General features: G+C 47.7%; 22 protein-coding genes and 2 riboswitches. Of the genes, 14 read left to right on the top strand and 8 right to left on the bottom strand.

The features are described from left to right. Nucleotides 1–32 precede the first annotated feature (32 nt). From C3B52_RS07370 to modA, 3 genes are read right to left on the bottom strand one after another with little or no spacing between them, the layout of a single operon-like run. Nucleotides 33–695, bottom strand: a complete 663-nt coding sequence (locus tag C3B52_RS07370; RefSeq protein ID WP_103105418.1) for a sulfate/molybdate ABC transporter ATP-binding protein — start codon at nt 693–695, stop codon at nt 33–35. Between the two features lie 15 nt (nt 696–710). Continuing rightward, nucleotides 711–1,397 (bottom strand): molybdate ABC transporter permease subunit, encoded by a 687-nt coding sequence (modB, locus tag C3B52_RS07365; RefSeq protein ID WP_103105417.1) that lies wholly within the window; start codon nt 1,395–1,397, stop codon nt 711–713. 38 nt (nt 1,398–1,435) lie between these two features. Continuing rightward, nucleotides 1,436–2,263, bottom strand: a complete 828-nt coding sequence (modA, locus tag C3B52_RS07360; RefSeq protein WP_103105416.1) for a molybdate ABC transporter substrate-binding protein — start codon at nt 2,261–2,263, stop codon at nt 1,436–1,438. 147 nt (nt 2,264–2,410) lie between these two features. Between modA and C3B52_RS07355 the strand changes: the two genes are divergently transcribed. From C3B52_RS07355 to C3B52_RS07340, 4 genes are all read left to right on the top strand, one after another. Further along, the gene (locus tag C3B52_RS07355; protein WP_103105415.1) at nt 2,411–3,376 is read left to right on the top strand and encodes a helix-turn-helix transcriptional regulator; all 966 of its coding nucleotides are present in this window, start codon (nt 2,411–2,413) and stop codon (nt 3,374–3,376) included. Between the two features lie 152 nt (nt 3,377–3,528). Then, a complete protein-coding gene (locus tag C3B52_RS07350) occupies nt 3,529–5,379 on the top strand; it encodes a stalk domain-containing protein (RefSeq protein WP_103105414.1) in 1,851 nt (616 codons plus the stop codon). A gap of 143 nt (nt 5,380–5,522) precedes the next feature. Further along, entirely contained in the window at nt 5,523–5,684 is a 162-nt protein-coding gene (locus C3B52_RS07345) for a YqzE family protein (RefSeq protein ID WP_103105413.1), read from the top strand. A gap of 20 nt (nt 5,685–5,704) precedes the next feature. Beyond that, nucleotides 5,705–5,959, top strand: a complete 255-nt coding sequence (locus tag C3B52_RS07340) for a YkuS family protein (RefSeq protein WP_103105412.1) — start codon at nt 5,705–5,707, stop codon at nt 5,957–5,959. A 37-nt stretch (nt 5,960–5,996) separates the two neighbouring features. Here the strand turns inward: C3B52_RS07340 and C3B52_RS07335 are convergent, their stop codons facing one another. The 3 genes from C3B52_RS07335 to C3B52_RS07325 all read right to left on the bottom strand — a co-directional run bounded on the left by C3B52_RS07335 (nt 5,997) and on the right by C3B52_RS07325 (nt 9,839). Further along, nucleotides 5,997–6,857 (bottom strand): hypothetical protein, encoded by an 861-nt coding sequence (locus C3B52_RS07335; RefSeq protein ID WP_103105411.1) that lies wholly within the window; start codon nt 6,855–6,857, stop codon nt 5,997–5,999. A gap of 109 nt (nt 6,858–6,966) precedes the next feature. Continuing rightward, nucleotides 6,967–8,094: a YqhG family protein gene (locus C3B52_RS07330; protein WP_103105410.1), complete on the bottom strand. Its 1,128-nt coding sequence runs from the start codon at nt 8,092–8,094 to the stop codon at nt 6,967–6,969. Nucleotides 8,095–8,138: 44 nt separating this feature from the next. After that, a complete protein-coding gene (locus C3B52_RS07325) occupies nt 8,139–9,839 on the bottom strand; it encodes a DEAD/DEAH box helicase (protein WP_103105409.1) in 1,701 nt (566 codons plus the stop codon). A 221-nt stretch (nt 9,840–10,060) separates the two neighbouring features. Further along, nucleotides 10,061–10,157: riboswitch (glycine riboswitch) on the top strand. Continuing rightward, a riboswitch (glycine riboswitch) is annotated at nt 10,158–10,272 on the top strand. It begins immediately after the preceding riboswitch. 179 nt (nt 10,273–10,451) lie between these two features. Here C3B52_RS07325 and gcvT point away from each other — a divergent pair. From gcvT to C3B52_RS07295, 6 genes are all read left to right on the top strand, one after another. After that, entirely contained in the window at nt 10,452–11,555 is a 1,104-nt protein-coding gene (gcvT, locus tag C3B52_RS07320) for a glycine cleavage system aminomethyltransferase GcvT (RefSeq protein WP_103105408.1), read from the top strand. A 41-nt stretch (nt 11,556–11,596) separates the two neighbouring features. Then, a complete protein-coding gene (gene gcvPA / locus C3B52_RS07315; RefSeq protein WP_103105407.1) occupies nt 11,597–12,949 on the top strand; it encodes an aminomethyl-transferring glycine dehydrogenase subunit GcvPA in 1,353 nt (450 codons plus the stop codon). Then, on the top strand, nt 12,942–14,411 hold the full coding sequence (gene gcvPB / locus C3B52_RS07310; RefSeq protein WP_103105406.1) for an aminomethyl-transferring glycine dehydrogenase subunit GcvPB: 1,470 nt from the start codon (nt 12,942–12,944) through the stop codon (nt 14,409–14,411). Before gcvPA ends, gcvPB begins: the two co-directional genes overlap by 8 nt. A gap of 106 nt (nt 14,412–14,517) precedes the next feature. After that, nucleotides 14,518–15,585, top strand: coding sequence for an undecaprenyldiphospho-muramoylpentapeptide beta-N-acetylglucosaminyltransferase (locus C3B52_RS07305; RefSeq protein WP_103105495.1), 1,068 nt, complete (start codon nt 14,518–14,520; stop codon nt 15,583–15,585). 78 nt (nt 15,586–15,663) lie between these two features. Then, nucleotides 15,664–16,494 carry a lipoate--protein ligase family protein gene (locus tag C3B52_RS07300; protein WP_103105405.1) on the top strand — a complete coding sequence of 277 codons (831 nt, stop codon included), beginning with the start codon at nt 15,664–15,666 and terminating at the stop codon, nt 16,492–16,494. A gap of 243 nt (nt 16,495–16,737) precedes the next feature. Beyond that, nucleotides 16,738–17,085, top strand: a complete 348-nt coding sequence (locus C3B52_RS07295; protein WP_103105404.1) for a VOC family protein — start codon at nt 16,738–16,740, stop codon at nt 17,083–17,085. Between the two features lie 156 nt (nt 17,086–17,241). Here C3B52_RS07295 and dat read toward each other — a convergent pair whose 3' ends face one another. Next, nucleotides 17,242–18,093, bottom strand: a complete 852-nt coding sequence (gene dat, locus C3B52_RS07290; RefSeq protein ID WP_103105403.1) for a D-amino-acid transaminase — start codon at nt 18,091–18,093, stop codon at nt 17,242–17,244. 475 nt (nt 18,094–18,568) lie between these two features. Here dat and C3B52_RS07285 point away from each other — a divergent pair, with 475 nt between their 5' ends. Further along, on the top strand, nt 18,569–19,894 hold the full coding sequence (locus C3B52_RS07285) for a M28 family peptidase (protein ID WP_235615620.1): 1,326 nt from the start codon (nt 18,569–18,571) through the stop codon (nt 19,892–19,894). 265 nt (nt 19,895–20,159) lie between these two features. Then, nucleotides 20,160–21,830, top strand: coding sequence for a PAS domain-containing sensor histidine kinase (locus C3B52_RS07280; RefSeq protein WP_103105401.1), 1,671 nt, complete (start codon nt 20,160–20,162; stop codon nt 21,828–21,830). 1 nt (nt 21,831) lies between these two features. Here the strand turns inward: C3B52_RS07280 and C3B52_RS07275 are convergent, their stop codons facing one another. Beyond that, nucleotides 21,832–22,842, bottom strand: coding sequence for a hypothetical protein (locus C3B52_RS07275; protein ID WP_103105400.1), 1,011 nt, complete (start codon nt 22,840–22,842; stop codon nt 21,832–21,834). Between the two features lie 154 nt (nt 22,843–22,996). Between C3B52_RS07275 and C3B52_RS07270 the strand changes: the two genes are divergently transcribed. Then, nucleotides 22,997–23,560, top strand: a complete 564-nt coding sequence (locus C3B52_RS07270) for an NADPH-dependent FMN reductase (protein WP_103105399.1) — start codon at nt 22,997–22,999, stop codon at nt 23,558–23,560. Between the two features lie 100 nt (nt 23,561–23,660). After that, a complete protein-coding gene (gene mntR, locus C3B52_RS07265; RefSeq protein ID WP_103105398.1) occupies nt 23,661–24,089 on the top strand; it encodes a transcriptional regulator MntR in 429 nt (142 codons plus the stop codon). Nucleotides 24,090–24,195 lie beyond the last annotated feature (106 nt).

Genomic DNA, 24,195 nt, shown 5'->3' with positions numbered 1-24,195 from the left:
AGGATTCAGGCGTACCTGTATGGCTTTTTTGTTTAGCTGATTGAAGGACTTAAAAGAGGCTCTTTCTTTTTTTGCGAAATGAGTTTGCCGTCTTCGATCATCAAGATGACATCAGCCAGCTTCTCAGCCTCTTCCCGATCATGGGTGACCAATAGAAACGGGATGTTCCACATTTGGTGCAGTCGCAAAAGCTCATCCTGGCATTGTCTTCGTGTTTCAGCATCGAGAGCAGATAAAGGCTCGTCAAGCAAGAGAATATCTGGCTCTGTGGCTAAAGCGCGGACGAGGGCGACGCGTTGCTTTTGCCCGCCAGATAATTGATGCGGGTACTTTTGCATCAGCTGATCAATTCCAACTGAAGAGAGCAAAGGCTCCAGGTGCAGCTCATGACCTTCCTTCAGTCCGTAACGGACGTTTTGGGCTACCGTCATGTGCGGGAAAAGCGCATAGTCCTGAAATAAATAACCGATATTTCGCTTTTGCACCGGGAGTGGCTTCTTGCCCTGTTCATAAAAAAACTGATCATGGAGCTTGATATGCCCATAATCGGGATGGACAAGTCCTGCGATACAGTTCAAGATCGTCGTTTTGCCAGAACCGGAAGGACCAAACAAGACTACAACCTCTTGCTGGATGGAAAAACGAACGTCCAATAAAAAATCAGGCAATCGCTTCTTTATGTCAACCGTAAGCATATGGGTCCACCTGCCTTACTTTTGATTGGCGTATCGGCGTACATTGCGCCTGCTCCACCAGTTGAGCCAGAGGGTAGTCCCCATCCCGAGCGAAACAATGATAACAACCCAGAACAGAGCCTTTTCCATTTGGCCTGCCTCGACTGCAAAATAGATGGCGACAGGAATTGTATCCGTTTTTCCTGGAATATATCCAGCCAGCATGAGAGTAGCGCCGAATTCACCTAAGCCACGGGCAAAGGACAGGACAAATCCGGCTAAAAGACCTGGCCACGCCAAAGGAAACGCCACTGTCCAAAAGACTCGCCACTCCGAAGCTCCCATCGTCCGAGCCGCGTTTTCAAAGCGTCGATCTACGCCAGTAAAGGCGGCAACAGCACTTTGGTACATTAAGGGGAAGGAAACCACGACAGAGGCAATAACAGCTCCTGTCAGGGTAAAAACGACGGTAATGCCAAACCATTCGTTTAGCAACTGTCCAAGAAAGCCATTTTTCCCAAAAAGCATTAACAGCCCAAAGCCAACGACTGTGGGCGGAAGAACAAGTGGCAATAAAAAAAGAGATTCCAAAACATGCTTTCCCCAAAAGTCCTTTTGAGTCATCCATCTGGCAGCTAACATCCCGAGTATAAAAACAAGGGAGGTGGAGAGCGCAGCTACTTTTAGAGAAAGCAGTAATGGTGTGAGATTTGTTTCGATCATCGCTAACCACCTCCTTTTTTCTTACGTGCAATGTGTCGTTATTGGAATCCGTACTTTTTCAAGATCTCTTTTCCCTTGTCACTTGTCAAGTAGGTAAGAAAAGCTTTTGCTGCATCCCCGTGCTGGGTTGCAGTAACTACAGCACCAGGATAAACGATAGGCTTGTGCCATTCTGGCTTTGCTGTCGCCAATACTTTTACATTTTTGGAGATAGCCGCATCGCTGGAGTAGACAACACCCACCTCGGCGTTGCCAGATTCAACAAACGTCAACACTTGTCTCACGTCACTACCATATACCATGCGACCAGAGAGGCTCTCCCACAATTTCAATGCCTCAAGTGTTTCTTTGGCATAACGGCCAGCAGGGACCGTCTCAGGCTCGCCAACTGCGATGTGCTTGATAGCTGGATTGTTCAGCTCTTCAAAGGAAGAGATTGCTGGCGTACTATTCGCATTTGCCACTAGAACGAGTGCATTGCCGGTGAAATCCTGGCGAGTCGCCTTGTCGATCAGCTGCTTTTCTTCTAATCCATCCATATCCTTTTTGCTCGCAGACAAAAAGACGTCAGATGGAGCACCCTGCGTAATTTGGGTAGCCAATTTACCAGAGCTGCCAAAGTTAAAAGTAAGTGTGGTTCCCGGATGATCGGATTCAAAAGATGTTTTCAGTTCATTCAGTGCATCAGTCAAGCTCGCAGCGGCAGAGATCATTAATTCGACCTTTTCCGCTTCAGGCTGCTTTGTTTCGGAGACTGCCGGCGTATTTGGCTGCGGTGCGCTTTGCTGTGGCGCTGGTTGCGAGGTGGAGCAGGCTGTTATTATGAGGCAAAGAGCGGCCCCAATAGCCAGGAGTTGCTTCTTCATTTCGATAAGACCCCCAATGTTATGTTTAGTTATAATTAATTATAACTGGATATAATTAGATTATAGTGATTTGTCATTAATAATCAATTGCGATTTTTGTATAATGGAATGAGTATGAAATAGAGTGGAACTAATAGGAGGTCGGCTATGAGTAATGAAAATTCCTATACGACAGAAGAAATCGCAAAGCTTTTGCGAATTTCCAAGCTGACCGTCTATGACTTGATAAAAAAAGGAGAATTGCCTGCTTATCGAGTCGGCAGGCAGATGCGTGTAGATGCAAGCGATCTGGAAGCGTATAAAACACGGGCAAAAGGAGAGTATCGTCAAGTTCCTTCTCCTTCACCTCAAGCCAGTCAAATTCAGCAAGTTATTCTTAACGGAAATAACACTGCTGGAAGTGCCGTACGAAATATTATCATAAGCGGTCAGGATGTCAGCCTCGATATGCTAGCGACCCAATTAACGCAAAAGGACAAAACGATTCGCCCACTACGCTCTTACGTCGGCAGCCTGAACAGCTTGGTAGCGATGTACAATGGTGAAGCAGATATCGTCAGCACGCATTTGTACGATGGGGATACAGACCAATACAATGTTCCTTATGTTCGCAGAATTTTGTCCGGACATCGTTTTATTATCGTGAACATGCTATCTCGGCTCGCCGGCTTTTACGTACAGCCTGGGAATCCGAAGCAAATAAGCTCGTGGAAGGACTTGACCAAGCCGGGGGTTCGGATGATTAACCGGGAAAAAGGCTCAGGAGCACGCACACTCATCGAAGAACAGTTTCGCATCCACGGCATCGCAGGCAAGGATGTGCCCGGATACGAGCGGGAAGAGGCCAATCATTTGGCAGTAGCGGGGGCTGTCGCTAGAAAAGAAGCGGATGTGGGGGTCGGAATCGAGAAGGCAGCAAGCTTGGTAGGCGTTGATTTTTTGCCAGTAGTGCGCGAAAGCTATGATTTAGTTGTGATGAAGACAAAAGAAAATGAGTCATTAATCCGATACATAGTAGAGGTGCTGCAATCTGCTTCCTTCCAGAAAGAGCTGGAAGCGATCGGGGGCTACGATTTGCGTCACACTGGACAAGTCGTATACGAAACGTGGTAACAAGGATCACGTGAAGCATCTTGCCAGCCCTGCGAATTTTTACTCAGCTTTACTAACTTTTGGTACAATAGAATTCTGGCTACGCCTTGCCTTTTGTCAGGCGCAGCAGGATAAAAAAAGAACGCTTGCCGCCGAGCGATTTGGGGGCTGTCATGAGAAAATTGCAAAAAACGAGCCTATTAGTTTGTCTAACGATCCTGGTCCTCTTTGGTTCAGCTGGAGTAATCGCTTATTGGCCGGCGATATCACAGTTTCTTGCGGCAAGTCAGACTGCCGTATCCGAGCAGACGGGAGTAGACCCGTTCTCCTATGATCCACCCTTGCCGTCTTATGTAAAGGATTTGCATCCAGCCTATAAGATACAGGCAGAATTACATTCATCCGAAGCCAAAATATCAGGCAAGATGACTGTGGAGTTTGACAACCCGAAAACAAAAGATGTCAGGTTGTACGTGTACGATTACATATGGAACAAAATGTCAGTTAAATCTATCCGCTACAAAGAGAGGGCATTGCCGTTCAACAGGGAGATTTCCGTTGTCAAGCTGGACAATCCATTTGGCAATGAACTGCGCGGTGAGCTCACGATCGAATTTGAAAATCCGGTTCCGCGCAGAGGTACGCGCTTCGGGGTTAAGGACGATATCTGGACCTTAACGACATGGTATCCGATGCTGGCAGCACAAAATCAACAAGGAAACTGGTATGATCCACCGCAGCGTATCGATTTTGGCGATCCGTTTATTTATCACTATGGCGACTATGATGTATCCTTTGTTTCCCCACGAGGCTATCAGTGGGTTAGCTCCGCGGGGAGAGGGCAGATCCGCGAGTTGGAAGGTAGTAAACAGGAGATTCATTATCACGGGAAAAAGCTGCTCAATTTTGCTTTGGTAGGAAGTCCGCTGTATCACATTGAAACGATTACGTTTCCACCTAATTTGACGGTTGATATTGCCTCGGTAGATAAAGGAAATATAGAGCGAATCAAGGCAATTGCCGAATCTGTTTTCCCTACGTACACGGATTGGTACGGGGCTTTGCCTTATCCACATGTGTCTATTGCAGAAACAAGCACAGGTACGACCTATGCGATGGAGTATGCCAACCTCGCCATATTCAAGCGGGACATGTACCAGCGAAATCTGATCGACCACTGGCTGCCGCACGAAATCGCCCACTTATGGTGGTATAACAGCGTGGCAACACTGGAAGCATCGCATGGCTGGCTAGATGAGGGCTTGGTGGAATTAAGTGTATATCATTATTTGCAAAATCGTTATGGCGATCAGTCAGCATCCACACTGCTAAGCGAGTATACACGTGACAATCAGCGTTTGCGGGAGAAGTATCCTGCGGGCAAGCTGGACAAGCCACTGCAAACCTTTGCGACGGAAGAAGAGTTCCACTGGACGTGGTACTCAAAGGGCGCGCTTTTGTTTGACAATCTTCGCCGGCAAATTGGGGATGACAGCTACAAGCGCTTTTTGAAACGTGTACAACAAAACTACCATGGCAGTGTCATTGGAGCCGAGCATCTTGATCAAGCACTGGGGCAAGCGCTCCAGGGTGAAGCCAAATATTTCGTCACCAACACGAAAAATCCGCATACCCAAGGCTTTGCCCCCGTTTATTTTGAACCTTATATCACCACGGTAATTAACGGCATGAGCTTTTATCCAACAATCCCGGCAAGAGTCACCAAAAATACCGTCTACATTCCGCTTCGAGAAGTAGGTGAACGCATGGGACTTGGGATTAGCTGGGATAAAGAGAAACAAATGATTCGGGTAAAAGGATATGGTCGGGAAGTATTTATAAAAGAGCGCGAACAGATGGCTATGGTTGGGGAAAAGCGTTTGGATCTTGGCCAACCACTCCTGGAAATCAAAGAACGCACGATGGTTCCGCTATCCTTTTTCGACCAGGCACTCGGGTTTGAAACCATCTATGAACCGGAAGAGAAAACGGTAAAAATTTATACAAGAGCAGCAGGAAATTGATGGGGATCAGACTGCGAAGCGACTGAAGCTGAAAATACTAGCCATACGGTTGAAATCTGAGGGGACGGGACAGACTAGAAGTGAAGCGCTCCGCCGCAGGCAAAACGGCGTGAATCCGCAGGGTATAAAGGAGGTCACGTACGATGTCTTTTCAGGAGTATTTGAAATATCTGACCCGCTTGTTTGTCACGTACATGGAAACCCCAAAAGATGAACGTCGTCAACGCAAGACGCCAAAAGAATCTTGGTCGTCGCGTTGGTTCGGGGCAATTCCGATGTCTATTCGTCTATTGTGGCGTAAGTAAATTGTGGACGGAGGATGAAGATGGCGAGAGTAGCAGTTGAAAATTCCCTTTCTGAGATTAGCAAAATGCTGCGTGACAATGGTTACGAGGTCGTTGATTTAGGGAACTGGCAGCAGGTGGTCGATGCAATCGTCATCACTGGCCAGGACATAAACGTACTTGGTGATCAAAACAAAACAATTACGAGTGCACCTGTGATCAACGCAGAAGGCATGACAGCAAATGAAGTTTTCCATGCGGTAAACGTAAGACTGTCTCCGATGGACCATCATTGAACAGCGGCTGCTACAAACTAACGAGCTCTCCGACCGGTTATTCGGCAGGAGAGCTTGTTTGATTTAGATAAAAATGTCCCACTTTTTTGGCATAGGTGTAGGGAACAAAGCGCAAGCCCTCATCCCAGACGCCGACATACGCATTTTGGTCATCCCATAAATGAAGCGAGCTGACGACAAAGGGAGCAAGCACCTTCGAATGATGCAAAGGAACAGTAAGGGTAATAGAAGAGCCTTCCTGCTGCTGCCAGAGCTGTTTCCAGGTGATATCAGAGGTGGACTGCAGCTGATGGACCCAGCCAATCTGATCAAAAGGATCGGATTCCTGCTGCTTCAGGAGGCGCGTCTGGGTCAAGCGCTGGCCGCTATGAACCAATTCATTGGGAGGCAAAGTGCGCATTACTGGTTCATTTGCGATGAATGCAGTCGGGTAAGGCTCGCCTGTTTTGGCGTTCACCATATGCGAAGCAGGGTTTTGGGTAAGGAGCCAATGGGAAGCGAAACCGTCATAGACTGGCTCCGCTGCGATTTCCCTTGGCGCAAAAGCATCATCAAACAGAATGTATTCTCCTAGCCCGTATTCCAGCAAAACAAATTTACTTTTTGGATCAGGATCAGAGTCAGGTGTTTCTCCGACAACCAAATACCCGACTTGCTTGCCTGATTTTTTGATGCTTACCAGCCATTGACGTTGATTGGCACCCAGCGTCTGGACCTCGGTTTGTGAATGCTGCCATTCTTTGAAGCCCGGGTCCCGATTCGCGATTGCGTCCTTCCACTCCGTGATTTGTGTTTGGAACTGCTTGTCCCAGCTGGTGTCCTCGGCATTTACAGGCATGGCGAGAAGCAGCAGCATCGAGAGCAGGGCAGAGATGAGCGGGAAAAATCGTCTGGTCACAAAGCATGCACCACCTTTAATAAGGCTATCCTATTCCTATTGTAACCAGGTATACCAAAAAGATTTGTTGCAACTTGTCTTTTCCGCTTCATAATTTCTCGTTGTTCTTTTACATGATTCGCCGTGAAACGGGGGTATTAGCTTTGCTTAGAATCGGTGTCATAGGGAATGGTGCAGGGGCGGAGTATAAATAGAAAAGCCCGCCATTGATGAGCTGCACCTCAATGCGTGGTTCGTACTGCCATTTGAGCTCGTCCATCCGACGCTTTCGTTCCTCTTCTGGCGTGCTTTTTTGCCATTCCCCATGATCGATCTGTTCGCGTGGTGTCGTCTGAATGCCATTTGCACGTAAAAAGTCGAGGATTCGCCCACCGGAGGACCGATATTCGTCAAGTGTCTGCGGCTGTTCGACAACGGTACTGGCAAGTGAGACCGCAGGAGCAGACGGGATATTATTTTCGACAGTCACTTCTTGTGTCGGAGCTTCTTCCTCTTCTTCTGTACTTTCTCTTGATGCATCGTCCTCAGCAGCGGGTTCGCGCCGCGCCAGCTCCTCGTAATACGCAGCAAGAATAGCCAGCTCTTCCATCAAGCGCTCCCGTGCTTCCTCAGCCCACTTTTGATCTTCTTTTTCCAGCACAGTACTGACTTCCTGCTTTGCCATCTCCAGCGCTTGCTCGATACTTATCCTCCGGTCCAACGTGTAAAAGTAATCCGGGATGGCGGGCGTAAGAGGCAACTGAAACAGGAAGGAGGTAAAATCGTGTACGATCCGCGGGTTATGCAGGTTAATCCCCAGATACAATAAAATATCGCGCTTCTTGTCACACAGCAGTGATAGTTTGAGATTCAGTGCAAGCCATGGAACGAGTGGGGCAGAACGGCGTTTCCCACCTGCTCCCAGCGCCAGCGGGCTTTGCTCGTACATACAGAGAAATCGCCCGTGCTTTTTCGTTGAATCGAAAATTTGCTGCATCCGCGCCGCTCCCAGATGCATATGCTCGGCGCGTACTCCATCCGGCATGCGATCTGGGTTGAAGGCAAATGTCAGCACCAGAGGCTGATAGGCGAGATTCATTTTTTCCACCCAGCTCCAGTAAAATGGGCGATTGCCGATGTCTTTATCTACTTCTACTGGCAGCTTCACAGTCAAATAATCGGGATGTGTTTCTACAATATGAGCCGAAAAAGTGGCAAGATAGCGTTCGATGAATTGCCGCACTTGTTGCTGTTGCATGAGAGAGCCTCTTTTCTTGTATTAGAGTGCGTGCTTATGTTTATTTATTGATCAGCAGCTTCCGTTAACGGAGTCTCTGATCGTGTTTGCCGCACCGCGCGTATAGCATGGCCCATATTGTCCAGCTTCAGGGCCATTTCTTTATTGGAGTGTGAATCCATAATGATTTGAATCAGATTTTCCTCTAGTGACTGGCTCAGGTTAAGCCGCTCCACAATATCGTCCAGTTCACCGATAACCATTTCAAATAAATCAATTTTTTCATAGAGCAAGCTCAGGATGTTTTCTTCGATTGTGCCGATTGTCGACATGTTGTAAATATGCACATCCCGTTTTTGACCCAAACGATGTACACGACCGATTCGCTGCTCGACACGCATCGGATTCCACGGAAGATCGTAATTGATTACCTGATTGCAGAACTGGAGATTGATGCCTTCACCGCCAGCCTCTGTCGCGATTAATACTTGTGCGCGATTTTGGAACAAATCCGTCATCCAGTCTTTTTTACTGCGCTTAAATCCACCGCGAAATGGTACGGAGGTGATGCCGTGATCATGCAAGTATTTTTGCAAGTAATTTTGGGTGGCGCGATATTCTGTGAAAATGATGACCTTGTCATTAATTTGTTGAATCAGCTCAACGGTTTTGGCTGCTTTGGAATGTGTCTCGATTTTTTTAATCATCTCGACCAGATGGATGATTTGCTCGCGTAGCGGGGAATCCTCCGCCATTCTTTGATGCATGTTGTACAGTGTCATGAACGAAGCTTCCTTGCTGGAACAGACCTCACGCTGCAAGGTGATGAGTGCGAGTGAATTGAAGCCGCCGATGCCAGACTGGTACTGCTCGCGAACAAAGCGGGTAACACCGTCATAAAGAGCCATTTCCTCTACCGAGAGCTCAATCGGAATGGACTGCACGCGACGACTCGTAAACTGGATACCGCCGTCGCTGCGCTTATTTCGGATCATCACCTTCTCTATTTCCTCACGCAGCTTGTCGCTGTTTTTGGACTGACGCTTGCCCTCTACATAATTGGAGGAAAAAGAAGTCGTGTGGCCGAGGTGACCGGGCTTTAGCAAATTGATCAGATTGTACAGCTCATCCATCTCGTTTTGAATCGGAGTGGCAGTTAGGAGCAGACAATATTTTTTGCGAATTTCTTTTACGAATTGATAGTTTCGGGTTCGCTTGTTTTTGAGCTTGTGCGCTTCATCGATGATGAGCATATCGTAATCGATATCGAGGACGTGACGGCGATGAGGATCACGTTTGGCGGTATCGATTGAGGCGACGACGACCTCATGCTGACGCCACATGTACTCTTTTTTCTGGGCAACGGCAGGAATTCCGAATTTTTGCTGCAGCTCTTTCGTCCATTGAATGACGAGAGAGGCTGGGACGAGAATGAGAATTTTTTTGGCCAATCCACGAACCATATACTCCTTCATGATCAAGCCGGCCTCGATCGTTTTTCCGAGGCCAACCTCATCAGCGAGAATGGCTCGCCCGCGCATATCTAAAAGCACACGCTCAGCCGTTTGAAGCTGATGGGGAAAAGGAGACAAGAGGGGTAAATACTTCAGGCATTGCAACTGGTCAAACTCATGGACAGCCATGGCCTCCTCTGCTTCCAACGCGAGTTTCCAAAGCTCCCATTTGTCCCAGGGTCCATCCTGCTGCAGACGTTCTGAAAGCGGATCTATCCAGCTCGTATCAAATGAAACAGGAACATTCGGCATATTGGTTACTCCTTTGCGTAGCTCTGCCATAAGTTACAAGTCATTCTCTAAAAAACTTAACGTTTTTTATATGAAATAACATTTTGTTAAGTATTTCTTAATCTGACTGTTAATTTGTATATTTTCAACTGCGTAGTCTCGTGGTAGGATAAAGGAGAAAGTTCCTTTCCTAGTATGGAAAAGTTATCAATAACTTATGTATGACCATCTAACCACCGCGAATGATAGTAGCAGGGAGAGACTGCGAGCACCACTGCAGCGCCGAAGGAGCAAGCCGGAAACGGTGAATCTCTCAGGCAAAAGTACCTCTACTGGACGCAACTCTGGAGAGAGCTCGCAAGGAGCCACCAAAGGGGAAACTTGCAAGTGAGGAGAACCCCGACTCACTTGATTCGCAAGGTAACTCTCAGGTACCAAGGACAGAGGAGGAAAAATGGGCACCCTTATTTTGGTGTACCGTTTTTTCGACTCTGTCTTTTTTGTGCAGGTAGGAATGAGAAATTCTTATCGGTATATGCACAGCCGCGGCTCCGCCACAAGGCATGGCGTAGCCAGGTTTTCTAGTTCAGGGGGAAAAATGCCATAACGCATGGTTAACAGGAGGTGCCACACATGTCCAATCTGAAGCGAACGCCTTTGTTCGATTCATATGCAAAGTATGGTGGAAAGACAATCGACTTCGGCGGATGGGAATTGCCTGTGCAGTTCTCAAGTATTGGCCAGGAGCACGAGGCAGTTCGGACAAAAGCTGGTCTGTTTGATGTTTCCCACATGGGAGAGGTGGATGTAAAAGGGGAGAATGCTCTCGCTTACCTCCAGCACGTTACGACAAATGACGTGTCCAAACTCGCAGTAGGGCAGGCACAATACAGTGTTCTGTGTTATCCAGATGGCGGGACCATTGATGATCTGCTTGTATACAAATACGCAGATGACCATTACCTGCTAGTTATTAATGCTGGAAATATTGACAAAGACTATGCCTGGCTCAAGGAGCATTTGATTCCAGGTGTGACCATTGAAAATATCTCTCCACAAACGGCTCAAATTGCGATTCAAGGCCCTCTGGCTGAATCGATTCTGCAAAAACTGACAACGACAGATTTGTCCCAAATCGGGTTTTTCCGCTTTGAGCGTGATGTCGTCATCGATGGCATTTCGGCACTTGTATCTCGCACAGGATACACGGGTGAAGACGGATTTGAAATTTATTTAGACGCAGATAAAGCGGTCAAACTGTGGGATACACTTCTTCTCGCAGGACAGGAAGACGGTCTTCTGCCATGCGGACTCGGTGCGCGTGACACGCTGCGTTTCGAAGCAAAGCTGCCACTCTACGGCCAAGAGCTGAGCAAGGACATTACTCCGATCGAAGCGGGTATTGGCTTTGCAGTTAAGGTAGATAAAGAAGTAGCATTCATCGGTCAAGAAGCGTTGAAGGCACAAAAGGAAAACGGTTCGCCTCGCAAACTGGTCGGTATTGAAATGATCGACCGCGGTATTCCGCGCACGCACTATCCTGTATACGCAGGCGAAGAGCTCATTGGTGAAGTGACGACAGGTACTCAGTCACCAACCTTGAAAAAGAACGTCGGTCTCGCACTCGTGAAAACCGAGCACGCGGCTATTGGTACGCAACTCGAGGTAGAAATTCGAGGTAAACGTTTAAAGGCAGAGGTTGTTTCTGCTCCGTTCTACAAACGTCCGAAAAACTAAGCTGTACCCACCAAACATCCTATTAGAGGAGGACAACGTTCGTGAAATACCGCTACCTGCCACAAACCGATCAGGACAAGCGCGAAATGCTGGAAACGCTAGGAATTTCGAGCATTGATGAGCTGTTCGCTGACATCCCTGAGGAAGTACGCTTCAAAGGTGCTCTCAATATTCCAGAGGCGTTGTCTGAGCCTGACCTGGTGAAGTACTTCACACGTCTGGCCAATCAGAATGTAAATTTCAGCACACATGTAAACTTCCTCGGTGCAGGAGTTTATCAGCACTATACACCGAGCACGGTGAATCATATGCTCTTGCGCGGTGAGTTTTTCACTGCTTACACCCCATACCAGCCTGAAATCAGCCAAGGAGAGCTGCAGGCGATTTTCGAATTCCAGACAATGGTATGCGAGCTGACTGGCATGGAAGTAGCAAACTCCTCGATGTATGACGGAGCGACTTCTTTGGCAGAGGCAGCAATGATGGCCGCTGGTCATACAGGCAAGAAACGCGTAATCGTGTCTCGCGCTGTGCATCCTGAAGCACGCGGCGTGCTGAAAACCTACGCATATGGTCAAAACGTTGAGCTGATAGAAGTAGGGACGAACAGTGACGGTGTCACCGATCCTGCTGCATTAGAAGCACTCATCGATGATAATACGGCGGCAGTTATTGTTCAGTATCCAAACTTCTTCGGTAACGTAGAAGATCTGGCTACGATTGAGCCTATTGCACATGGAAAAGGCGCTCTCTTGATTGCTTCGTCGAATCCACTCGCACTGGGCGTATTGGAAGCACCAGGCAAGCTCGGAGCAGACATCGTGGTAGGGGATATGCAACCATTCGGTATTCCGGCATCCTTTGGTGGACCACACTGCGGTTACTTTGCAACAACAACCAAGCTCATGCGCAAAATGCCAGGCCGTATCGTTGGTCAAACCAAGGATGAGAATGGCAAGCGCGGTTTTGTGTTGACACTGCAAGCGCGCGAACAGCACATCCGTCGTGAAAAAGCGACATCGAATATTTGCTCAAACCAAGCATTGCTCGCACTGGCGGCTGCAATTACATTGACAGCACTCGGCAAAAATGGTGTTCAAGAAATGGCGATGATGAACCTGCAAAAAGCGCATTACGCTAAAAAAGCCCTGGAAGCAAAAGGACTAGAGGTAGTGAATGCATCCCCGTTCTTCAACGAATTCATCGTAAAGCTGAACAAACCAGTTGCTGATGTGAACAAAAAACTGCTTGCAGCAGGCATGATCGGGGGCTACGATCTCGGACTGGATTATCCAGAGCTGGCACAGCATACCTTGATCGCAGTAACCGAGCTGAGAACCAAAGAAGAGATCGACACACTGGCGGCTGAATTGGAGGCGATCACACGTGCGTAACGACCAGGAGAAAGCACTGATCTTTGAAATGAGCAAACCAGGCCGTGTGGGCTACAATTTGCCTGCGCTTGATGTACCTGAAGTAGAGGTTGCCTCTCTGCTGCCAAAGCATCTGATTCGTGAAACACCGGCTGAGCTGCCGGAAGTATCCGAGCTGCAACTGGTACGTCACTATACAGAGCTGTCTCGTCGCAACCATGGGGTAGACAACGGCTTTTACCCACTTGGTTCTTGCACGATGAAATACAATCCAAAAATTAACGAGGATATCGCTCGTTATGCTGGCTTTGCTCAAACACATCCTTATCAACCGGAAGAAACGGTTCAGGGTGCGCTGGAGCTCTTGTACAATCTGCAAGACGAGTTGGCTGAAATCACTGGGATGGACGCAGTTACATTGCAGCCGGCAGCAGGTGCAGCAGGTGAGTGGACTGGTCTGATGATGATTCGCGCTTACCATGAAAGCCGTGGAGAAGACCACCGTACAAAAGTTATCGTACCTAACTCCGCCCACGGAACAAACCCTGCTTCTGCAGCGGTTGCAGGTTTGGATACAGTCACTATTGCTTCTGATGAGCGCGGTTTGGTTGATATTCAGGCTCTGCGTGATGCAGTTGGCTCGGATACGGCAGCATTGATGCTGACAAACCCGAATACGCTCGGACTGTTTGAGGAAGACATCGTGGAAATGGCGAAAATCGTCCACGAAGCTGGCGGTCTCCTGTATTATGATGGAGCAAATGCCAATGCAATTCTCGGTATTGCTCGTCCTGGAGACATGGGCTTTGATGTTGTGCACTTGAACTTGCACAAAACATTCACAGGTCCTCACGGCGGCGGCGGTCCTGGTGCGGGTCCAGTAGGGGTTAAAAAGGTACTGGAGCCATTCCTGCCAACTCCGATCGTAGCTAAGAAAGAAGACGGAACCTTCTACTGGGATAGCAATCGCCCGAATTCCATTGGTCGTGTAAAAGGCTATAACGGAAACTTCGGTATCCTCGTTCGTGCATACAGCTACATCCGTACGATGGGGCCAGAAGGCTTGCTCCAGGTTTCCCAAAATGCGGTACTCAGTGCAAACTACATGATGCGTCGTCTGGCTACAGCGTACAACCTGCCATTTGACCGTGTGTGCAAGCATGAGTTCGTGTTGTCTGGCGTGAACCAGAAGAAATTGGGTGTTCGTACATTGGATATTGCGAAGCGTTTGCTCGACTTCGGCTACCATCCACCAACCATCTACTTCCCGCTCATCGTGGATGAGTGCTTGATGATTGAACCAACGGAAACAGAAACGAAAGAAACACTGGATGAATTCATCGATGTCATGCTGCAAATCGCTCGCGAGTGTGAAGAGAATCCGGAAATCGTACAGGAAGCACCTCATACAACTGTTGTAAAGCGTTTGGATGAGGCAACAGCTGCCAGAAAACCAATCCTTCGTTACCAACCTCAAGCGTAATACTTTTTTTGCCAAGCCGCCTGTTCGTTATGGGCGGCTTTTCTTTCCAGATGGTGCTATCATGGATGAGGATAGCGATTCCCTAGGGATGTGGGAGGAGAGCGGGATGAAAAAGCGTATTGCGTTTACAGGTGGAGGTTCGGCAGGGCATGTGACTGTCAATCTTGCCTTGATTCCTCATTTTATTCAGGCGGGCTGGGAGGTAGCTTATATCGGCTCGACAGCTGGCATCGAGCGAGATCTGGTATCAGGTATGTCCGGTGTTCACTACGTGGGGATATCCTCAGGCAAGCTGCGCCGTTATTTTGACTGGAAAAATATCACAGATCCTGTGCGTGTAACGAAAGGAATCTGGCAAGCCTATCGCTTTTTGCGGACGTGGAAGCCGCAAGTCATCTTCTCCAAAGGCGGCTTTGTCTCTGTACCGGTAGTACTTGGAGGATGGCTGAATCGCCAACCAGTGGTCATCCATGAATCGGATTTGACCCCAGGACTGGCAAATCGCCTGGCTACGCCCTTTGCAAACAAGATTTGTGCTACCTTTCCCGAAACGGTCAATCATTTGCCGCAGGAAAAAGGGGTTCACGTAGGGGCGGTTGTACGCGAAGAATTGAAGCGTGGGAGAAACGACAAAGGACTTGCATTTTGTGGGTTTACCAAACATAAACCGATCTTACTTGTGATGGGCGGAAGCCTGGGGGCACGTCGCATCAACGAAGCTGTCCGGAACAATCTCACACAGCTGCTGGCGACTTATCAGATTGTACATATTTGTGGAAAAGGGCAAGTAGACGAAGGATTTCAGCTAACAGGTTACCGCCAGTATGAATACGTTCAGGAAGAACTGGCGGATCTTATCGCCATGGCAGACCTGGTCATATCACGTGCCGGCTCCAATGCCATATTTGAATTTTTAACGATGCAAAAACCAATGCTGCTGATTCCGTTGTCACGGGCAGCAAGTCGGGGAGACCAGATTGTGAATGCTCGTTCTTTTGAGAAGCAAGGCTTTTGCCATGTGCTTCAGGAAGAGGACATCACGGACGAGGCATTTACGCAGGCGATCACCGCGTTGATGGAGAAGCGGGGGGCGATCGTGCAGCGGATGCAGCAAGCAAAGCAGCATGATGCCTTGACTCGGGTGATCACGGTTTTACAAGAGGTCGCCAACTGATTTAGCCCATTAGAAGCTTGCAGTATTTTGCCAGACCAGCGTACAATGAAGGCGTTGTCAAAGAGGAGGTACTTTACTATGGAACAGTGGCGCTATATCGTGACGGAGCCGATGTCTCCCGCGATGAATATGGCAGTAGACGAAGCGATATTGCAATTGCACAGCGAAGGCAAGGTAGGACCTACCGTTCGTTTTTATACATGGGATCCCGCAACGTTGTCGATCGGTTATTTCCAGAAGGCAGTTAAGGAAATTAACATGGATGAGGTACATAAAAGAGGGCTAGGCTTTGTTCGTCGTCCAACGGGGGGGAGAGCTGTCCTGCACGATCAGGAGCTGACCTATAGCGTCATCGTATCGGAGGAGCATCCCAAAATGCCGACGGGTGTGACGGAGGCATACAAGATCATTAGCCTGGGACTCCTGCATGGTTTTCAAAATCTGGGACTTCAAGCTGAAATGGTGTCACTGGCAAGCGAAGAGGAAAAAGAAAAGTACAACTCGCCAGGCTCTTCTGCATGTTTTGACTCGCCATCCTGGTATGAACTGGTTGTCGAAGGGAAAAAGGTTGCTGGAAGCGCGCAGACGCGTCAAAAAGGCGTAATCCTGCAGCATGGCTCCATTTTGCTCGATATGGATGTAGAGCTGTTGTTTTCACTCTTGAATTTCCCATCCGAACGAGTCAAGGAACGGATGATGGAAAGCTTCCGTCAAAAGGCGGTCACGATCAACGAGGTAAGCTCACGACCGATCAGTTTGCAGGAAGTTGTAGATGCATTTGGCCGCGGCTTTGCATCGGGACTGGAAGTTGAGCTGGTTCCAACTGAGCTGACGAGCGAAGAGCGCACGCTGGCAGAAGAGCTGGCACGAACTCGCTACGCGACAGACGAGTGGAATCTGCGCCGATAACACAAAGAAACGTAATCAAAATGCAAAAGCTCTCAGCGGACAGCAGTAGATGCCGTTGAGAGCTTTTTGTACAGGAGCGAATAAATACAGTCGCGACACTGTAGACCGTGTAAGTATTGCTTTCATACTGACGATACGTCATTACGTTAACGGGTAGTATAGTTGAAAAAGAAGTTACATGTAAAACTCGAATATAAAATGTACTTGGATAGCTAAAAATACGAAAGACAGGAGTTAGATACGATGATAAAAGGTTTCGGAGGAATATTTTGGAGAACGAAGGACCTTGAAACAATAAAAAAGTGGTACAGTGAAGTCTTGAAGATTGAATTAGATAATTGGAATGGGACTGTGATAAAACCCCAATTAGGAAATGAGACTATTTTTTCTTTTTTTACTGAGAATGACAGTTATTTCCCAACAGAACAACAAGTGATGTTAAATTTCCAAGTACATAATCTAGACGAGACGATTAAGCATCTTGAACATATTGGAGTACCTCTTGCAAGGGAAAAAGAGATAAGTGAATTCGGAAAGTTTATTTGGATTGAAGATCCTGAAGGTCGACTGGTCGAGCTTTGGGAGAAATAATGACTTCATTCATTTGATATTGAGCTAACGGGGCGATAGTTCAAAAAACAGCGGGAGCCGAGGACTTTATTTTCTGGTCCATGGCTACCGCTGTATTGATTGGTCTATCTATAACTTTATTATCTTCGAATAATTAGCGCTGTCAGGCTTTAGTAGTTAGACGAGCACACTTTCGTTAATGTGCTGTTCAAACAAGGCTTGAAGCTTTTGCACGATTGGACCGACTTTTCCGTCACCGATCGGTTGGCCATCCACAGAAATTAACGACATGATCTCAACCGTAGTACTGGTCAGGAACAGCTCATCTGCTTGCTTGAGGAACGTGATATCGAAAGGCTCCTCATGGACAGCGATGCCGTTTTCTTTGGCGAGATCAATCACACTCTGTCTAGTAATGCCATGCAAAATCATGTGATCTGCCGGATGCGTATACAATGCGCCGTTCTTTACAGCAAACAGATTGGCGGAGCTGCACTCTGTGATTGTGCCGTTGCGGTGCAGGATGGATTCCTGTGCGCCGGCATCCTTTGCATACTGCTTCACCAGCACAGCACCTAAGAGATTGAGAGTTTTGATGTCACAGCGGAGCCAACGAATATCATCAACAAGCTGTGCGCTCCAGCCCTTTTTCATATCTTCTAGAGGACGAGCTTTTTTACGCACAAATGCCATGATAACAGGCTTGATGCCACTCGGAATATCGTGTACACGAGGGGCTGCTCCACGAGAAATTTGCAAATAAAGACTGGCGTCATCTTGATCGGTCAAATTGTTCTTTTCAATGAGCTGCAAAGCCACTTCACTGAGTTCTTCCGGGCTCCAAGGCAAATCTAGCTTGATTTCCCGAGCGCTTCTGTACAAGCGCGTCAGATGCCCCTCCCATTGATACATCTTCCCCTTGTAGATACGAACAACCTCGTAAATACCATCTCCGAAGTTGTAGCCGCGGTCTTCAGGGTGCACCGCTAATTGACCCTCTTCCACCCAATTGCCGTCTACATATAGCATGGTGAATCCTCCTTCAGTGCAATCCGCTTGTTCTACTTTCGGAACAGATCATTCCCGTTAACGCTATGAAGCATGAAAGTACCCGAAAAACGAAGGCCCACGTTTTGTACCGTTAAGCCAAGTTTTTCTAACAACGGTTTATGAATCAACCTTAGCACCATCGGTATGAGGGGGTCAATTTGAAAATAGCAAAATGGTTATCAATAATTTTGCGTGTTGGGACACCCTTCTATAAACATTTCATATGGAGGCAAAACGCGGTGGAGGAATCGACAAATCGACGCTTTCCAAGGTATGTACATAGGGGTACAGAAAGATTTGGGAAGAAGAGAAACTAAAGCTGTCGTCCATTGACGCCAGATGATGGTATTTGACTAACTATTCTGACTAGACGCTGTTTGAGAAAACAGCCCATAATAAATAAACAAAGCGAATGAGAAGGGAGAATGCTATGCGATCCGTCCGATTTTATGCCATGAGCGCACTGCTTGCTTGGGGAATGACGCTCTTGCCATTGCCGTTCTCCTCTACAGTAAGTGCGATAGATATACCAGAGTGGATCGATGAAGACAATTTATCTCGACATATGGATCATCTCGCCAGATTGCCTCGGCCACCTGCTACTGAAACAGAGTTTGCTGCTGGAGCCTACGTGGAGGAAGTACTGCGCTCCTACGGGTATCAGACATCGTTGCAGCCCTTTTACTATTACACCTATCAAAAGCCCTCTACCCTGTCATTTCAAGTGGAGGGAGTGCAGGTAAGCTGGAATCCGCATGGCTTGACCTATGGACCAAACGGGGTGGGAACAGCCCGGATTGTCAACAGCGGGCAGGGAACTGCTGCTGATTTTGAAAACGGAAAAGCCCGGGGGAATATTGCCTTTGTCCAAAGGGGCGAGATTCCATTCGCAGAAAAAGTGAGACAGGCTGCGGCTGCTGGTGCGGTAGCCGTCGTTATTGGAAATGATCGGGAAGGAGAATGGAAGGGTACCCTGAAGGAGCCGTTGGACATGTCGGTGCCAGTGATTGCGCTGTCAAAAGAAGAGGGTCTGCTTTTACAAAAGCTGCTTCTGGCCAATGAACAGCTGAAGGCGACGGTGAAGGTAGAGGGTAGCTACTCCAGCAAGCAAACCTCTGCAAATTTCGTCGCTACTCGCAAGCCGACCCAAGGGGGAACAGGGCAAATCGTGATGGTAACTGCTCATCACGACTCCGTACCTTTTTCACCTGCTGCAAATCATGGTGCTGCTGGCCTGGCCGTTTTATTGGAGCTTGCGCGCACGATGGCAGAGCGTCCGATTGATACAGAGATACGCTTCGTCAGTTTAGGAGCAATATCGGCGGGTGAGAAGGGAGCGGGTGCATACGTTAGCTCTTTATCTGCTGGGGAAAAAGAAAGAATCATCGCAGCGTACAGCCTAGATGGAGTGGGAAGCGAGGATGCTGGTGATTTACTGGTGACGACGGCTCTACGGACAAAGAACCTGCCTGTAGAATTGGCAGAGAAGGCGGGAGCGCGTTTCTCGAGCGCCGCAGAGGATCAGGTGAGTGGATATCGGGAGGACAGAACTTTGGCTTTGGCTGGAATCCCTACCGCACTCATCACACGTCCACCTGTTAATCAGTTGCGAAATCAGGCAGAGGATACACGTGAGAAGATCAGTCTGGAGCAATTGAGCAAAACCGCACAGCTGATGTTTACAGCCATCACGAAAATTACGGATACCAGTACTTCCGCGTACGCGCGAGGAAAAGAGAAAATGCCCGAGCAAAAGCCTGAAGCGGAAGAGGAAAATTAGGCACTTGCTACCATCAAACGTGAAAAAGCGTCCTGAGCAAAGGGGCGCTTTTTTTGAGGGAATAATGTCGTAATATGTCGAATGACAAGGAATAGTCACATTTCGATAAAAATCGTATAATTTTTAAGAATCTTAAAAATTTGTTCGATTTAAATCATTTTGCTACTTGCGACCATGCTTCACTTCCATCCAATGTAAAACAACGAATCAAGTCATCCCAGCACCTAGTTAATGTAATGACATCATCGAAGCAGTGGAGGTTGTGATGAAACAAGTAAGCTCTTTTTCCATTGATTATGTCCTTCTTCTTTTAGTTGGGTGGGTACCCATTCAAGCCGTTATTTTATGTTTGTCCCCCAACTATGCAGACACACGCTATTTTATTCTTACGCAACTGCTGTTTACGTTCTTTGTCGTATTTTGGATGAACCGGTTGTTGAAGAAAGTTCGGGTTTTGAAAAAGACTACGTTAGAATTGGATGCATTAGTAGGAGCTGGAAACGATCAGCTAAAGAAAACGGATCTGGCAATTGCCGTTGTGCAGCAAATGACGGATGCGGTGGCCATTTTGGATCAGCAAGGAAAAATTGTGCTGATAAATCAGGCTTTTTTGGATCTGACAGGATACGAGGAAGAAAAACTGATCGGCCGCCGGGTTTCGAGCGGCTCTGAAGAGTTAACCGCTTTGGTAGAACGCCATTACATTGATGTTCTAGAGGGGAAAGGAATTAGCGGTTTGGAAATGGTGCGGCGTCGCCCAAATGGCACAACTGTGCGTATTTTGTTTGATCTGGTCCCGTTATACAGTCAAACAAAAAAAGTAGTTGGTATCGTATGGCGCTCACGGGAAGTGGACAATCGTCAGCATACAGAGCTCTCATTTGAGGAGGGCCAGGCGAACTTCCATTTGATCACGGAGAATATGACAGATATGGTCTTCGTGTATGGACAAAATAGAGTTCCTAAATATATATCGGCATCGCTGGCAATGCTGCTGGGCTACACGGCAGATGAGCTTATGCAGATGGAGGATAGGTCCAAGCTGATTCATCCTGAGGATTTGGAAAAAGTCGAAAAAGTGTTTACCAGCAGCTGGACAAAAGAAACCGTGACGACCATTTTATACCGCATGCTCCATCGGGACGGACATTGGCTGCATGTAGAATCACGCTACAAACCGATCAAAGACTATGGAGGCAAAGTCGACAGCATCATGATCCTTTCGCGCGACGTAACCGAGCTGATCCGTGCAAAGGAATTACTACGCCAATCGGACAAGCTCTCGGCGCTTGGCCAATTAGCGGCAGGAATTGCCCATGAAATCAGAAATCCGTTGACCTCACTTCGTGGATTTGTTCAGCTGTTGCAATCCTCCCTGGAGGACAATGAAAAGCGCTATTGCGAGATCATGCTTGCGGAGCTGGACCGTATTAATTTTATTGTCAGTGAATTGCTCGTCTTGGCAAAGCCACAAGGAGTAAAATACCAGCAAAAGGATATTGCCAAAATCGTGGAAGACGTTATTTCCTTTTTGGCTAGCCAAGCGAATTTAAATAACATTCAAATACATACTTCGATCCAATCACAGCTGCCATTCGTTTCCTGCGAAGAGAATCAGCTGAAGCAGGTGCTCCTGAATATTTGCAAAAATGCCATTGAAGCATTGCCAGATGGCGGTGAGATCTACGTGGAGGTCGTACGTGAATCGTCTGCCTACCTGCAAGTGCTTATACGGGATACTGGCTGTGGTATAGATTCTGAGCATATACCGCGTCTCGGGGAGCCTTTTTACACCACCAAGGAAAACGGGACTGGACTCGGTCTAATGATCAGCTCGCGTATTTTGGAAGATCACGGAGGCAGTATCCGAATTGAAAGCAAAAGGCAACAGGGGACTACAGTAAGCATCCTGTTGCCTGTTTCAGCCAGCTCTTGATTCAGCTTTGTCGTTTCCAAATGTATCTGCCCAAAACGAGCATGCCGCAGTAAGTGGCAGCACTGGCAATCACCGTAGTGCTCCAGGGGATAGCAAGCGGAACCAGGGCAACTAATAACAGAGTAACCAGAATGACCAAAACAAGGGGAGCAAGCTGTAAATCATTGCGCTGCGCTACAGGGGCGGCAAGAGCGTACGTAAGCGTAGCGATCATAAGCGCTCCGTGTGCGAGAGAAAGTATGGCAAGTAGCCAATCTCCCATGGGAATAAGCTGCAGCAGGATCTGCTTCGTGGGCAAAGCCAGAGCGTGAACATCGTGCCAATATGCCAGTAGGATCGCTTGGCCTAGCAGGGTAGTCAAAAAGAAGAAGCCGGTCCCAATCCCAACACCACGCCATAGTGTATGCTCACTGCCTGTTCGAGCCGCGAGTGGGATCGTGACAACGATGCAAAGCAGCGTGTGCGAAGCGAGATAAAAAAGAGAATGTATAAGCCAATTCAGATTCATTTGATAGCCTAGACCGGGAATAGGCACATGAAACTGTTCGATAAAAATGAGACCGAATAAGAAAAAGCCGATGGCCAAGGAGATACCTAAGCCGGATACAATCCATTTCCAGCTGCGCAAAATAAAAACGACAGAAAGGAGAATGGTAAGGAGGATAAACCAAATAGGAGACAAGCCTTGGATGAGGTTACTCGCCATTTGACTGATCATGACTCCGACATAGGCAATCAATAAAAAATGAGTGACAACAGATAGAGTAGACGCAATTGCTTCGCCAAATAGGTACAAATAGAGATCGTAAATCGAGCGCGCGCCGATGCGATGGCATAAAGCGAGTAGGGAGTACCCGAGCCAGCCCATCCCAAGACTGACAAGCACGATGCCAATGGTTCCCCATGAGCCGAAATATGTGAAAAAGCGTAGCCATTCATAACCGCCTAAATAGGTTCCTCCAAGTGCAGACCCGGCAAATACAATAGCGATCTGCCATGCGGCTTTGTCCATAGGCATCATCCTTCTATCCAACTTGGTACAAGTGTATGAGAGAAGTGGGCTTGTTCAGAACCGTAGATAGAAAACAAACATTTTTATTTACTAATTATACTTATTTGGTTATAATTACAATATCAGCATTGATTTTTCGTATGGGGTGATACAAATGAAAATCGTAGGAATTGCTGGAAGCATGAATGCAAATTCGACGACAAAGCAAGCGGTACAAATCGTACTGGACGCAGCGAAGGAAGCAGGAGCAACTGTCGAGATGATCCACCTCGCTGAATGGAAACTGCCTATTTATGATGATAGAGAGGATTCATCCACTTATCCTGAGGCAGTACATGCATTTACAAAAGCGATCTCAGAAGCGGACGCACTGGTGATTGGATCACCTGAATACCATGGGACTATCAGTGGAGCATTAAAAAATGCGATGGACTTTCTGGAGGGCCGGCATCTTCGCGACAAGCAGGTAGCTTTGATTGGTACAGCGGGCGGGAGCATGGGAGCGACAAATACAGTCAACACCCTGCAATTGATCATGCGCAATCTGCATGCATGGCCACTCCCATCTAGTCCGAGTGTTCCAAACGCATACAATGCGTTCACACCGGAAGGCAAGCTCAAAGATGAACGCTTACAGGCTCGTATGGAGGGCTTGGGCAAGCAATTGGTCCAATTTGTCCAAATGATGAACCTAAATCGTGAAAAACAACCGAATTAGGGCAGGTTTATCTTGCAAATGCTTCTCAATAAGCGGTATTATATTTCTACGTGCCTTTTTTGGACGTCAGAAATATACGGTTTGGAAATGAGGGGTTCACATGCCGACGCCGAGTATGGAAGACTATTTGGAACGCATTTACAGCTTAATTGAAGAAAAGGGCTATGCTCGTGTCTCCGATATCGCTGAAGCGTTGGAAGTACATCCCTCTTCGGTTACGAAGATGGTACAAAAACTGGACAAGGACAAGTACCTCGTCTATGAAAAATATCGTGGGCTGGTTTTGACTGCAAAAGGAAAAAAGATTGGCAAAAGGTTAGTTGACCGCCACAGCCTTCTTGAGGAATTCATGCGAGTCATTGGTGTTGCAGAGGAGCATGTGTATCAGGATGTTGAGGGAATCGAGCATCACCTCAGCTGGGAATCCATCACGTGCTTGGAATACCTCGTGCAATACTTCCAGGCTGATCCTGCCCGGATGGAAGAGCTTCGACGCATCCGCCAGGAAGATGAGCAAAAAGAAGAATAACAATGACATGTAAAGAAGCGCAAGCCGTCCAGGCTTGCGCTTTTCGCTGTCGTAAGGGATTAGCCATCACCCTATATTTGTAGAGAGGAGCATTTTTTCGGGCAAG

Origin of the sequence: Brevibacillus reuszeri (assembly GCF_002897295.1) — a bacterium.
In the GTDB taxonomy this organism is placed as follows: Bacteria; Bacillota; Bacilli; order Brevibacillales; family Brevibacillaceae; genus Brevibacillus; species Brevibacillus reuszeri_A.
The sequence above is the reverse complement of the archived record's forward strand: the minus strand, read 5'-3'. Positions and strand labels throughout refer to the sequence as shown.

Bases quoted from the DNA above. Each gene is read 5' to 3' on its own strand.
- C3B52_RS07370 (WP_103105418.1), bottom strand. From the start codon at position 695: ATGCTTACGGTTGACATAAAGAAGCGATTGCCTGATTTTTTATTGGAC.
- modB (WP_103105417.1), bottom strand. From the start codon at position 1,397: ATGATCGAAACAAATCTCACACCATTACTGCTTTCTCTAAAAGTAGCT.
- modA (WP_103105416.1), bottom strand. From the start codon at position 2,263: ATGAAGAAGCAACTCCTGGCTATTGGGGCCGCTCTTTGCCTCATAATA.
- C3B52_RS07355 (WP_103105415.1), top strand. From the start codon at position 2,411: ATGAGTAATGAAAATTCCTATACGACAGAAGAAATCGCAAAGCTTTTG.
- C3B52_RS07350 (WP_103105414.1), top strand. From the start codon at position 3,529: ATGAGAAAATTGCAAAAAACGAGCCTATTAGTTTGTCTAACGATCCTG.
- C3B52_RS07345 (WP_103105413.1), top strand. From the start codon at position 5,523: ATGTCTTTTCAGGAGTATTTGAAATATCTGACCCGCTTGTTTGTCACG.
- C3B52_RS07340 (WP_103105412.1), top strand. From the start codon at position 5,705: ATGGCGAGAGTAGCAGTTGAAAATTCCCTTTCTGAGATTAGCAAAATG.
- C3B52_RS07330 (WP_103105410.1), bottom strand. From the start codon at position 8,094: ATGCAACAGCAACAAGTGCGGCAATTCATCGAACGCTATCTTGCCACT.
- C3B52_RS07325 (WP_103105409.1), bottom strand. From the start codon at position 9,839: ATGCCGAATGTTCCTGTTTCATTTGATACGAGCTGGATAGATCCGCTT.
- gcvT (WP_103105408.1), top strand. From the start codon at position 10,452: ATGTCCAATCTGAAGCGAACGCCTTTGTTCGATTCATATGCAAAGTAT.
- C3B52_RS07305 (WP_103105495.1), top strand. From the start codon at position 14,518: ATGAAAAAGCGTATTGCGTTTACAGGTGGAGGTTCGGCAGGGCATGTG.
- C3B52_RS07300 (WP_103105405.1), top strand. From the start codon at position 15,664: ATGGAACAGTGGCGCTATATCGTGACGGAGCCGATGTCTCCCGCGATG.
- C3B52_RS07295 (WP_103105404.1), top strand. From the start codon at position 16,738: ATGATAAAAGGTTTCGGAGGAATATTTTGGAGAACGAAGGACCTTGAA.
- dat (WP_103105403.1), bottom strand. From the start codon at position 18,093: ATGCTATATGTAGACGGCAATTGGGTGGAAGAGGGTCAATTAGCGGTG.
- C3B52_RS07285 (WP_235615620.1), top strand. From the start codon at position 18,569: ATGAGCGCACTGCTTGCTTGGGGAATGACGCTCTTGCCATTGCCGTTC.
- C3B52_RS07280 (WP_103105401.1), top strand. From the start codon at position 20,160: ATGAAACAAGTAAGCTCTTTTTCCATTGATTATGTCCTTCTTCTTTTA.
- C3B52_RS07275 (WP_103105400.1), bottom strand. From the start codon at position 22,842: ATGGACAAAGCCGCATGGCAGATCGCTATTGTATTTGCCGGGTCTGCA.
- C3B52_RS07270 (WP_103105399.1), top strand. From the start codon at position 22,997: ATGAAAATCGTAGGAATTGCTGGAAGCATGAATGCAAATTCGACGACA.
- mntR (WP_103105398.1), top strand. From the start codon at position 23,661: ATGCCGACGCCGAGTATGGAAGACTATTTGGAACGCATTTACAGCTTA.